Source organism: Paraburkholderia sp. Cpub6 (assembly GCF_014201065.1).
In the GTDB taxonomy this organism is placed as follows: Bacteria; Pseudomonadota; Gammaproteobacteria; order Burkholderiales; family Burkholderiaceae; genus Paraburkholderia; species Paraburkholderia tuberum.
Genome location: NZ_JACHDM010000039.1, coordinates 37,334 through 49,631, shown reverse-complemented (window position 1 = coordinate 49,631; position 12,298 = coordinate 37,334). Strand labels below are relative to the sequence as shown.

Annotated in this window: 12 protein-coding genes; 1 reads left to right on the top strand and 11 read right to left on the bottom strand. The window is 60.9% G+C overall.

The window, feature by feature from the left end:
- A partial coding sequence (gene tnpB, locus HDG33_RS34395) for an IS66 family insertion sequence element accessory protein TnpB (protein ID WP_184040134.1) occupies nt 1–310 on the bottom strand: 310 nt, incomplete at its 3' end.
- A complete protein-coding gene (tnpA, locus tag HDG33_RS34390) occupies nt 307–720 on the bottom strand; it encodes an IS66-like element accessory protein TnpA (protein WP_184040131.1) in 414 nt (137 codons plus the stop codon). The genes tnpB and tnpA, both read right to left, overlap by 4 nt.
- 745 nt (nt 721–1,465) lie before the next feature.
- On the opposite strand from tnpA, the gene HDG33_RS34385 reads away from it, so the two are divergent.
- Complete coding sequence (locus tag HDG33_RS34385; protein WP_311548417.1) at nt 1,466–2,047, top strand: 6-bladed beta-propeller; 582 nt, start codon at nt 1,466–1,468, stop codon at nt 2,045–2,047.
- 66 nt (nt 2,048–2,113) lie between these two features.
- On the opposite strand, the gene HDG33_RS34380 is transcribed toward HDG33_RS34385, so the two are convergent.
- The 9 genes from HDG33_RS34380 to HDG33_RS34340 form a co-directional block, all read right to left on the bottom strand.
- Nucleotides 2,114–2,554 carry a hypothetical protein gene (locus HDG33_RS34380; protein ID WP_184040128.1) on the bottom strand — a complete coding sequence of 147 codons (441 nt, stop codon included), beginning with the start codon at nt 2,552–2,554 and terminating at the stop codon, nt 2,114–2,116.
- A gap of 203 nt (nt 2,555–2,757) precedes the next feature.
- Entirely contained in the window at nt 2,758–4,464 is a 1,707-nt protein-coding gene (locus HDG33_RS34375) for a fibronectin type III domain-containing protein (protein ID WP_184040125.1), read from the bottom strand.
- Between the two features lie 232 nt (nt 4,465–4,696).
- A complete protein-coding gene (locus tag HDG33_RS34370) occupies nt 4,697–4,921 on the bottom strand; it encodes a hypothetical protein (protein WP_184040121.1) in 225 nt (74 codons plus the stop codon).
- A 115-nt stretch (nt 4,922–5,036) separates the two neighbouring features.
- The gene (locus HDG33_RS34365) at nt 5,037–5,459 is read right to left on the bottom strand and encodes a hypothetical protein (RefSeq protein ID WP_184040118.1); all 423 of its coding nucleotides are present in this window, start codon (nt 5,457–5,459) and stop codon (nt 5,037–5,039) included.
- A 29-nt stretch (nt 5,460–5,488) separates the two neighbouring features.
- On the bottom strand, nt 5,489–7,438 hold the full coding sequence (locus HDG33_RS34360) for a bifunctional diguanylate cyclase/phosphodiesterase (RefSeq protein ID WP_184040115.1): 1,950 nt from the start codon (nt 7,436–7,438) through the stop codon (nt 5,489–5,491).
- A 330-nt stretch (nt 7,439–7,768) separates the two neighbouring features.
- Entirely contained in the window at nt 7,769–8,710 is a 942-nt protein-coding gene (locus tag HDG33_RS34355) for an ABC transporter substrate-binding protein (RefSeq protein ID WP_090807654.1), read from the bottom strand.
- Between the two features lie 117 nt (nt 8,711–8,827).
- Nucleotides 8,828–9,856, bottom strand: coding sequence for an ABC transporter permease (locus HDG33_RS34350; protein WP_184040112.1), 1,029 nt, complete (start codon nt 9,854–9,856; stop codon nt 8,828–8,830).
- A gap of 13 nt (nt 9,857–9,869) precedes the next feature.
- A complete protein-coding gene (locus HDG33_RS34345) occupies nt 9,870–11,387 on the bottom strand; it encodes a sugar ABC transporter ATP-binding protein (protein WP_184040109.1) in 1,518 nt (505 codons plus the stop codon).
- Between the two features lie 91 nt (nt 11,388–11,478).
- Nucleotides 11,479–12,240 carry a GntR family transcriptional regulator gene (locus tag HDG33_RS34340; RefSeq protein ID WP_184040106.1) on the bottom strand — a complete coding sequence of 254 codons (762 nt, stop codon included), beginning with the start codon at nt 12,238–12,240 and terminating at the stop codon, nt 11,479–11,481.
- Between the last annotated feature and the right edge of the window lie 58 nt (nt 12,241–12,298).

Below are 12,298 nucleotides of genomic sequence, written 5' to 3'. Positions count from 1 at the left end.
GTCGCCAGTCGATGCCTTCGAGCAGCATCGACAGTTGTGCCGCCGACAGATGGATGCATCCCACGTCGGCCTGCGGCCAGATGAAACGGCCTCGCCCCAGGCGCTTGACGTACAGGTTCATTCCATCGCCACTCCACCACAGCAGTTTCACCAGATCGCCCCGGCGACCACGGAAGGCGAGCACGTGGCCCGAGAACGGGTCTTGCTCAAGCGCCACCTGCGCCAGGGCAGCCAGACCATCCATGCCACGGCGCATGTCGGTGACGCCTGCGGCGAGCCAGATGCGGGTGCCGGTCGGCAGCGCGATCATGCCGGCCTCAGGCAATGCAGCACCAGTCGCAGCTGGGCTGGGTCTACCTTCCCGCTCACTCGCACGCGTGCGCCATTGAGCTCGATCTCGATCCCTGAAGTCGCGGCTTCCTGTACGCGCAATGGCAATTGCGCTGTCGGCACCGGTAGCGACGAAACCGCCATCGAATCATCCGGCGACATCGCCACCGGAACGAACATTGCCGTCTCGCTCACCGTCCTGTTGTCCAGCAGACCAGCACGGTACTGCCTGCGCCACTTGAACACCATGTTCGGATTCAGACCGTGCGACTGCGCGAGCTTCGCCACCGAGATGCCCGGCTCGCACGCTGCCATCGCAACTTCACGCCTGAATTCAGGCGCGTAATTCGGCCGCCCCTTGCGACTCCCGGCACAGTCGATCTCTGTCATCAAGGTGGTCCCCACTACTCGAAGTGATGGGCATCACTTTGGACACTCTCAACGTCGATGTCGATACGGCCTTCAAATGACGCTTACCTCAAGATGCTGCAGACGTCCTGATCGCTGACTTCATCGAAGCCCTTCTGAAAGGCACCGTGCAACCCGACGGATCGGATTCAAAAGGGTTGTACTGGTTACCGGTCAGCGCCGGCCAGACAAAAACGATGCTTGACGCGATCCGCACATTCGGCAGTTTTCTGGAGGAGGAGGGATCAGTTGTTACGCTGAGACACGCCACGAAACGCCGAATCAATTGGTTGGGGAAACATTTTTCGCCCGCTATCCGACGCAATCACTCTCTGTTGGCACACCTCTCGCGTGAGGACGAGCAGGAGTCAGACCTATCTGAATCCATACCTCTTGAACGCCAAATCGCGCAGGGGTGCGGAAGAGGCAGACCGATTGCCTTCCCAAAAGCTCTGGAAGTCGAATTCTTCTCAAAAGGACTTCTCTCGCGTCGACAGCGCGATCATGTCAACGGCATCTGCCCTCATACGGTGCGCGACACACTTTACTTTCTTTTGCTGATGTACGGAGGACTTCGAAAGTCGGAGCCGTTGCACGTTTTTCTGTCGGACGTCGCGCCGGACCCCGAACAACCCGGTGCCGCAAGCAGGAAGCATCGGACGAGGAGACCGCGCCGCTCAAGCATCCGAATCCACCGCTGCCCTCCGAACCAGGACGCTTTCGCCAGGTGACCGACGTCGCGTGGGACAAGGTGGGCAACACCTATATCAGCGACGGATACATCAACTCGCGCGTCGCGAAGGTCGATCGCGACGGCAACTGGCTGAAGTCATGGAGCGATCGCGGCACGGGACCGGGGCAGTTCCATACGCCGCATAGCATCGCGGTGGATGCGCACGACCACGTTTATGTGGCCGATCGCAGCAACCGGCGCATCCAGGTGTTCGATACCGAGGGCACGTTCCTGCGCCAGTTCACGATCGACGTACCGGTGCCGCCGGACGCGCGCCCCGCGATCGGCAACATGCCGAGCGAAGCGGACCTCGCCGCGGGCACGTTCGTGCCGGGCTCGCCCTGGGCGATCTGCATCTCGCCGGGACCGAATCAGGTGCTCTATAGCGCCGACGCGTTTCCGGGCCGCATCTACAAGGTGACGCTCGATGGCAAAGTGCTCGGCGTACTAGGCAAAGCGGGCAAACAGCCGAAACAGTTCGGCTGGATTCACGAGATGGCGTGTCCTTCGGAAAACGTATTATTCGTTACCAAGTTGCTGAACTGGCGTATTCAGAAACTGGTTCTGCATGCGTGATGGACGAGGGCCGCCGCATTCGTCTGTGATGCGGACGCGGACCGGCCCTGTCGATGTCAAGCCGTCTCAGTCGTAACGACGATGCTTGTGATGGTGCTTGCCCGATTGGTAGCCGCGGGAGTAGTCGTTGGCATACGAGTTCGAGCGCGAGATGTTGCCGCCGAGCGCCGAACCCGCGCCGCCGCCGAGCGCGGCGCCGACCAGGCCGCCGGTGCGGCCGCCCATCGCGTTGCCGGCCGCGGTGCCCGCCCCGCCACCGAGCGCGCCGCCAATGATCGCGCCGGTACGTTCGCGACGATTCGACGTGACCGCGCCGCCCGCCCCGCCGCCCACCGCGCCGCCGATCACCGCGCCGGTGCTGCCGCCCACCGCGCCGCCGACTGCCGCGCCAGCGACGCCACCGAGCGCGCCACCGAGCATGTTGTTCATATCACCGGCGAGTGCCGGCAACGACGCCGCGGCGCTCAATGCAGCCACGGCAACCATCTGGATGATTTTCTTCGACATATCGGGTCTTTGTTTTAGTGAGACGGCGCCGAGTATAGCGGGGCTTCGGAAAGGGCTTTGTAACCTCGACAGTCCGTGGCGGTAAGACGTGTAACAAAATGAATGGGGCGTTGTTTTTTGCGGTGACCGTGAAAAAACAAGGGCCGCTCGTGACGAGCGGCCCCTGAAAATTGAATACCGATCAGTGAATCAAATCTATCCTTCTACCCGCCCCGCTTCTTCTTCAATTCGATCGTCTCGAACAGATCATATTCCGGTGTCGGCGTCTGATCCGCGCCCGGCGCATGGTAGTAGTTCATCGTGATCGTGGTGTCGCCGCCGGGCTGCCCCGGATCGTAGTCGAACACCGCGATGCCGTAGCCGGTGCCGGTGTCGCGTTGGGCGGACCAGATCGCGTCTTCGACCGCGTCGGCGCTCGCGCGCACGAACGTGCCCGCGGTCGTCGACGGCACCGGGCGATTCGGCTTCGTGAAGATGCGCGCCTGCGGCAGGCCTGTGCCAGCATCGACGCCATACACGTCGAGCGGCGCGCTCGTGCCGCCGCCGCCGAGAATCAGGTGGATCGTGCCGTGGCTCGTATCGAACGTCGATGCACCCGCCGATACCGCCGACATGATCGGCTTGGGCTGCAACGTATCGACCGGGTGCCCCGTCGCGATGTCGGTGCCCTTGTTGTGATTGCAACCGCGCACCGGATAGCTGCGCTCGTAGTCGTGATCGTGACCGCACAGCACGAGGTCCACACCATAGCGATCGAACAGCGGCAGCCACGCTTCGCGAATGCCCTTGTCGGAACCGTTGCCGGTCTTCGACGAGCTGAGTGCGTCCTGATGCATCTGCACGATGATCCAGTCCACGTCGTTATCGTGCGATGCATGCTGCAGCACTTTTTCGAGCCAGCGTGTCTGCTCGCCATCGCTATAGCCGCGCACGTACAGCGACGTGCCCGCCGGAATCGGCGGATTGCCGGTACTCGCGACCGGCGTCAGCGGCGCGGGCCCGGCGACGAAAGCGGCGGCATCCTGATAGACGACGTCGTCCGCATCGAGCGAAATGAACAGCACCGAGCAGACGCGGAAGCTGTACCAGCGGCCCGGGAAACGCGTGTGATTATCGGGCAGCGCGTAGCGCGACAGATACGACGCAAGGCCTTGCTCGCCGTTGTTGAATTCGAGCTCGTGATTGCCTGGACACGGCATCCACGGCCGGTTCGACGCCGACGTCTGCGCGTTGTTGCCGAAGTCGCGCCACACCTCGGGCTGCTGCGTCGGATTCAGATTCGCATAGCAGAGGTCACCGTTCAGCAGGTGGAAGAGCGGCTGAAAGCGCTCGACGGCCGCCACCGCGAAGCGGCTTTGCGGCGACGACAGCACCCAGTTCGTATTCGGCGTCGCGAGATCGCCGTAGCTCGTCCAGCGAAACGGCGCGCGGCCGCGCGGCGCAGTACGAAAACTCGCGGTGAAGGGTTGCGCTGCATTGCCGTCGTTATCGGCCGTCACTTCGTACTGATAGCTCGTGTCGGCCTTCAACTCGCGCACGCGCGCGTGATAGTTGAATACGACCTCGCCGTTGATGCCGTCGGTGTAAGTGCTTTGCACCGCGTGCACCGTATGTTTCGCGTGGTCCCCGTTATTGGCGCCGCTTATGCGCACCTGCGGATTGACCGCGGGCGCGAGCGACGACCACGACACGGTAATTTCGCTCGTCGGGTCGCTGCCCCAGGTCAGATGGATCTGTTCGGGCGTGCCATCGGGTGTGCCGCTATTGGCGCCGCGCGCGGTCGATGCGAGCGCGCCCGCCGCCGTCGCGAGACTCGATGCGCCGGCGAACTTCAGAAAGCCGCGACGCGAGACGATCGATGCGCCGTGCTCATCGGCAGGCGTCGTCTTGACGATTTTTCTGTTCGACATGTCCGGTATGGTTGTTCAGGTGGAAGAATGCCAGCGCAAAACAACGCCCCGCGGGGCGAGCGCGGACGGAAAGTGACGGACGATCGTAGCCGGACGGCGATGACAGCCCGATGAAACATCGGGCGAATAGCGGAAGAAGCGTTCGATATCGAAAGGGTTTATAAAAACAGATTGCCGGTGCAGCGCGTGGTTCGATCGCGCGCATGCAACCGGCAATCCGCTTGACGCCCATTCAGGTCTGGGAGCTTGTATCGTCCGCGGCTTGAGCGTTGTCGGCGTCGTCCTGTTTCTCTTCTTCTTTCTTTTCCACCAGCGCTTCCAGCTTTCCAGCGCCTTCGAAACCGGCGATAGCGGCCACGCCTTTGGTCAGCAGACCCGCTTGTGGATCGACTTTCTCCGCGGCTTCAACGGCGGCAACCGCACCGGCAATCTTGCCCAATTCGTCCAGAAGTCCCATGTCGCACTCCCACAAAAATAAGTGAAATTGCATCGTCTCACGAACTTCGCGGCATGTCCTCAAATGTTAAACCGCTTGACCATGAAGCTTTCGGACTGAAATTTAAGCGGCTGCCTCACGCGCGCGCGGGCGGCTGCGGATTGTTCCCGGGATTCGTGTCGTACCGTGACACGCGAACAATACCGTTCGCGTCGATCAGCTTCGACAAGCCGGCCTCGAGAGCATCGGCGACGTCCTTGTCATACACTTCGTCGCCATTCACATGGAGCGTGAACGACTGCAGGTACTTCGCTTTCTTCTCCGGGTTCTCGATGGTTTGCCGTGTCCATTGATAAAGCGGGTAGTTCTCGATGCCCATTCTCTGCGCTTCGCTCACGTAGTCGGCGAATGCATCGAACTGGCATTTGAGCGTTGCGTGATGCGTTTGCAAAATGGCACGTAGCGCTGGATGCGCGGCGCACGAAGGGTCCGCGCGCAGCGAGTTGGCGAGTTCCGTCGACGCGGTGATTCGCAGTTGAAATTGCAAGGGAGACGACATCACGACCTCGATCGCATCGGTAACGGATATCAAAAGTCCGCAGGCGCAGCCTTGTCGGCGACACGCGCGTCGAGCACCGCTTCGCACTGCTCGATTTCTTCGTTGCACATCGGCTTGCCGAGCAGATAACCCTGCGCATGCGTGCAACCGCATACACGCACGAAATTGAGCTGCTCCTGGGTTTCGATGCCCTCGGCCGTGGTCGGCATGCCGATCTCGCGCGCCAGCGCGACGATGCCGCGCACCACGGCCGCCGATTCGCGCCCATGCACGGACTCGCGGACGAACGAACTGTCGATCTTCAGCTTGTCGAACGAGAAGCGCACGAGCGTGGACATCGTCGAAAAGCCGGTGCCGAAGTCGTCGAGCGCCAGCCCGATACCCAATGCGCGCAATCTGGTGATATTGCGGCGAGTCACTTCGTCGTCGTTCAGCAGTGCCGTTTCCGTAACCTCGAGATTGAGCCGCGTCGGCGGCAGTCTCGTTTTCCGAAGTATTGCCGTCACCGTCGATGCGAACGATTCCTCGCGCAATTGCACCGGCGATACATTGACCGCGACGATCACCTTGTCGCGCCACGCCGACGCCGCCATGCACGATTGCAGCAGCACCCATTCACCCAATGCGAGGATCAGGCCGGTGCGCTCGGCGGTCGGAATGAACGCGGACGGCGACAACTCGCCGCGCGTCGGATGGGCCCAGCGAATCAGCGCCTCGCGGCCCGCTACCGCGCCGGTATGCAGATCGATGATCGGCTGATACTCCATGCGCAAACCATTGAACGACTTCAGCGCGCCTTCGAGGTCGCTGCGCAGCAGGCTCAGGCTTTCGTCGGATACGTGCTTCTCCGCATCGAAAATCGCGAACGCGCTTTTGCCGCTGCGCTTGACGCCGTACAACGCGCGGTCCGCGCAGATCAGCAATTGCGGACCCGTTTTCGCATGTTCGGGATAGAGCGCGATGCCGACGCTCGCGCCGATATGCACGAGCGCTTCGCTCAACACGAACGGCCGCGCCAGCGTTCTGACGATGCGATCGGCCAGCACGCGCACGTCGCGAAGCTGCCCGGCGTCGTCCGAAATCGCGACGAACTCGTCGCCCGCCAGGCGGCCAACGTGGTCGCCGCTCGGCAGCAGATCGCGCAAACGGGAGGCCGCTTCCTGCAGAATCTGGTCGCCGGCGGCATGACCGAGACTGTCGTTGATCGCCTTGAAGCCGTCGAGGTCGATCAGCAGCACCGCGAACGCCTCGCCCTGCCGGGTCGAACTCTCACCGGTGCGTTCGATCAGCAACTCGTTGATACGCGCGCGATTCGGCAAACCGGTCAGGCTATCCTGGCGCGCGAGGCGATGACTGTTTTCCCGCGCGAGCAGCAACGCAACGGTGTCGCGATTACTGCGCAGCGCGACCGTGAAGAAGCCGGCCGCGCAAAACGGAGCCTGAAATAGCAGCACGAGCTTGCCATTGCCCGGCGACATCGCCGCGCCGACACTCAGAAAGCTGAGAATAAAAACGATCTGCAATAACGCAAGCCGCGGCGTGCCCGCATTGCGTCCGGCCAATCCGCCGATCACACCGACCGCACAAACGTTTCCAAGCAGAAAAAGCGTGGGACTTCCGCTGATATTGCACAGGAATGTGCCAAACCCGAATAACGCGCTCCACAACAGACTCGCGAAAACAAACGCGGAAGTCGGCGTGGGCAGCCCAAGGGCTGCCCGCGTGCGGCATAACCAGATCAGCGTGAGCCGCGCGATCAGCAATGCGACGACCGCAATACCCCACGCGGCATATAGAGGAATCGGATAAAGATAATACGCGGTTGCGCAAACGCTGATTTCGCAAATCGACGCGAAGACGATCGATGCGGTTCGCGTAAACAGGTTGGCAAGCAGAATCTGCCGGTTGTCCGGACTCAGGTTCTGGGCCGAGGACACGACCCACTTGAAAAATGGAGACCTTGGTTCGGTAAAAGCCATGACCTGCGCATTCGACGGTGGGTGGGTCCGAATCGGCATGCGAATGGACGGCTCGTGCAGCGATTATATAAACATAAAGTATCAGATTAATGCATGCAATGGCGTGAAATGACCGGCAGCCGTGGATCAAAAGCCCTGCATGAGCGCGAATCCCGACTTGCTCGATGGAGTACGAGCGTTCGGATTACATGTTGTTGCGGTGCAACGGACCGCTCGGTATAGCGCGATTCCGAAGTTGCGGAACGGCAATAAAAGAGAGGAAGAGCGGGGCTCTCCCTCTTTGATGATTGTCGCAGCCTCGGCTTCCCGAGTCGCGATCGCCGGCCTCGCTTAGTCGTACAGCACGGCTGCGATCTTCGGATCGTTCATGTTGGTCTTGTCGTACCAGTAAAAACCGGTGTCGATCTTCTTCGGCAGCTTCTCGCCGTGAAGCGCCTTGACCGCCGAGTCGACCGTGCATTTGCCGATACCGACCGGATTCTGCGTAATCGCGCCGGCCATCAAGCCCGACATGATGTTCTCCTTCTGCTCCTTGCCGGAGTCGAAGCCGATCAGCACGAGTTTCTTGCCCGATTCCTTGACGCCGATCGCCGCGCCTTCCGCGGAACCTTCGTTTGCACCGAAGATACCCTTCAGGTTCGGATTCGCCTGGATCATGGTCTTGGCGATTTCCGCGGACTTCAGGTGATCGCCGGCGCCGTATTGCACGGACACGATCTTGATGTTCGGATGCTTCGACTTGATCTGATTGACGAAACCGTCACGGCGATCGACACCGGTGCGGCTGGTCTGGTCGTGCACGATCACGCCGACTTCGCCGGAATTGCCGATCAGCGCGGCCATCTTGTCGGCGGCGAGCGCGGCGGCGGCGACGTTGTCCGTCGAGCAGGTCGTCAACGGAATATCGCTGTCGACGCCCGAGTCGAATGCAATCACCGGAATCTTTTCGTTCTGGGCGCGCTTGAGCAAGGGGATGGCCGCCTTACTGTCGAGCGCCGCGATGCCGAGCGCCTGCGGCTTCTTCGCGAGCGCGGCCGATAGCATGTCGATCTGCTTATCGACCATCGCTTCCGTTTCCGGTCCCTCGAACGTGATCCTGACGTTGTTCGCTTTCGCGGACTGCTCGGCGCCCGATTTGACGGCTTGCCAGAACTGATGCTGGAAGCCTTTCGAAATAAGCGGAATATACGGCTCGTCCGCATACGCGAGACTACTTCCGCCGACGAGCGCACCGACACCGACCACGATACCGATTAGTCTTCTCTTCAACATGGGGCCTCCTCCAATGGTTGGGCTATCAAGCCGCTATCGAGCTTTCGAGGGAGCCTTCACGTGCCCTCTCTCTCCTGCTCCTGCGTTCCCTGCTTATTTGCTGCTTCTGCTCCTGCCTCAACTTCTCCGGCTGCGCCGCAGGATGTCCGCATACACCGCCAGAATGATGATCAAACCGGTCACGACGATCTGCCACTCCTGCGCGACCGACATGATGCGCAGTCCGTTGGTCAGCACGCTCATGATGAAAGCGCCGATGATGGTGCCGAGTATCGTTCCCGAACCGCCGCTCAACGACGTGCCGCCGATCACGACCGCCGCGATCGCATCGAGCTCGTAGCCTTGACCGAGCGCCGGCTGCGCCGAATTGAGCCGCGACGCGATCAGCAGACCCGCGATGCCGCAGATCGCGCCGCCCACGCCGTAAATCGCGATCTTCCAGCGATCGACATTGACGCCCGAGAGCCGCACCGCTTCTTCATTGCTGCCGAGTGCGAACGTATAGCGGCCGAGCGCGGTGCGATTGAGCGTAATAGAGCTGACGATCGCGAGAAAGAACAGGATCAGTACCGCATTCGGAATCGGCACGCTCGGCAGGAAATAGCCGATCAGCGAATCCTGAGAAATACGGTAGAAGTTCTCGGTATCGGTGAAATAGATCGGCTTGTCCGCCGACACGACGAGTGAAAGACCTTTGAGCAGCATCATCATGCCGAGCGTCGCGATGAATGGCGGGATCTTCATTTTGGCGGTCAGCGTGCCCGATACCGTGCCGCATACCGCGCCCGTCGCGAGTGCCGCGAGCACGCCCATCCACATCGGCAGATGCCAATACGTGAGAAACACTCCGCAAATCACGGCGGTAAATGTCATCAACGTACCGACCGACAGATCGATGCCGCCCGTAATGATCACGAACGTGGCGGCGATCGCCAGCACGCCGTTCACAGCTGTCGCCTGAAAAATGCCGAGGATGTTGTCCATCTGCATGAAGGACGGCGACGCGAAGCTGAAGAACACCAGCAGCAGGATGAGGCTCGCGAACGCGAGCATCTTTTGCACGGCGGTCGGCGCGAAAATTCGGGCTTTCAGCCCGGAAGTGCGCCTTTCGTTGTCGAGCGCCGCCGTATCCGTTCGCAATGTCATGTCGTAGACCTCTTCAGGCTTGTACCGTTTTCAGGGTTTCGCGCAGCGTCGCGAGATGCATGATGCGCTCCTGCGTCGCTTCGCTGGCGGACAGCTCGCCGGTAATGCGGCCTTCGCACATCACGACGATGCGGTCGCTCATGCGCAGAACTTCCGGCAGCTCGGAGGAGATCATCACGATCGCCTTGCCTTGCGCCGCCAGCGAGCGCAGCAGCTTGTAGATTTCGCTTTTCGCGCCGACGTCGATGCCGCGCGTCGGTTCATCGAAGAACAGTACGTCGCAATCGCGCTCGAGCCATTTCGCGATCACGATCTTCTGTTGATTGCCGCCCGACAGGAGCCGCACCTGCTGCGTCGCCGAAGGCGTGCGAATCGCAAGCAGCTTGATGAAGTGCTGCGCTCTTTTGCGAATCTGCCCGCGGCGCAGAAACATATTGATTGACAGGAACTTGCCGAGATCGGCCATCACGATGTTCGATTCGACATCCATTCCCGTAGCGAGACCGAAGCGCTTGCGATCTTCGGACAGGTAGCCGATGCCGCGCTTGACCGCATCACTGGGCCTCTTGATCGACGCCTTCACGCCTTTCACGAGTATCTCGCCCGATTCGACCGGATCGGCGCCGAACACCGCGCGCGCGACCTCCGTGCGGCCCGCGCCCATCAAGCCTGCGAAACCGAGTATTTCGCCCTTGCGCAATTCGAAACTGACGTCGCGCACGAGCGGACCTGCGACGAGATTTCTCACTTCGAGCGCGAGTTCGCCTTTCACCGGCGCGCTCTCGACCGGCGTCACGTCGCCCAGCGTGCGCCCGACCATCATGCCGATGATCGTCTCGACGCCGGTGCCCTCGGTCGGCACGGTGGCCACATACTCACCGTCGCGCATCACGGTCACGCGATCGGTGATCTGCTTCAACTCGTCCATCTTGTGCGAGATATAGACGACGCCGACGCCGCGCTCTCTCAATTGACGGATGATCCGGAACAGCTCGGCGATCTCGGCATCGTTGAGTGCGGACGTGGGTTCGTCCATGATCAGCACGCGCGAATCGAAAGACAGTGCTTTCGCGATCTCGACCATCTGCTGACTCGCGACGGTCAGCGTGCCGACCATCGTGCGCGGATCGAGTTTCACGTGCATGCGGGCGAGGATCTCGCTTGCCTGTGCATTCAGTTTGTCTTCATCGAGAAAGAGACCCAGACCCTTGCACGGCTCACGGCCGATAAAGATGTTCTGCGCGATGCTCAGATGATTCATCAGTTGCAGTTCCTGATGAATGATGCCGATGCCGACAGCTTGCGCGTCGCGCGGACCTTGAAAATCGACGGGTTTGCCGTCGAAGAGAATTTCGCCGGAATCGCGCGTATAGACGCCGGCGAGAATTTTCATCAGCGTCGACTTGCCCGCGCCGTTCTCGCCCATCAGCGCATGGACCTCGCCGGCCATGAGTTCGAACCGGACGTCATGAAGCGCTCTTACGCCCGGAAAGCTCTTGCAAAGATTGCTGACGGAAATGAGTGGGTTCATGTGCTGATCTGTTGACGGCTGCCTATATCACCAACGTTTTTACGGTGGAGCTTTTTACGGCTTGAACAACGGCTTTCATTCCAGCTTTCATTCAAGGCGCGAACAGGTCGGGCCGCTCTTTTGCGGACCGGTGCAATTCGGCGACGACCTGGTCGAGATGATCGTGCATCGCTTTCGCGGCCGCATCGCCGTCGCCGGCGCAAAGGGCCTTGAAGATGCTCTCGTGCTCTTCCAGCGTATACGTGAGCCGTTCTGGACTCGCGAGCAATTGTCTCGCGCGGTCCAGCGCATTGCGCGACACCGCGACGATCTCCTTCACGCGCGGCAGCTTCACCGCGTCGAGCAGGATTTCATGGAAAGCCAGATCGAGCGCGTGAAACGCCAGACGTTCGCCACTTCCAGCCAGACTGCGCTGCTGATCGAGATTGCTTGCCAATGCGTCGAGCGTCGCCGTGTCGTGCATCAGCGCGACCCCACGCACCGTCTCGACTTCCAGTGCGCTGCGGATGAACAGATGCTGGCGGATGTCGTCGAGCGCGATCGGTTTGACGCGCGTGCCGCGTTGCGGCAAAACCTCGACGAGACCCGCATGCGCAAGCCTCGCCAACGCGGATGACACCGGAAAGCGCGACACCCCCATGCGTTCGCACACGGCCATCTTGTCGATCATCATGCCGGGTTCCAACGCCAACGTAACAATCGCTTCTCGCAACGCCGCCTCGACCGCGTCGGTCAAGCTGCCGCGCTCGCCGCCGCCGACTTTTTGCAGTGCGACATACGGGTCCCCGGCGGCATTCTCAAGTTCGGTCGAGGAATTCACGAAGGCCTTGATTTCGAGAAGACATGCTAGCATGCTAGAAAGTGAATGCCGTGTTGTCAACGCGTACAAATGCCTGGAATACTTGGGGATG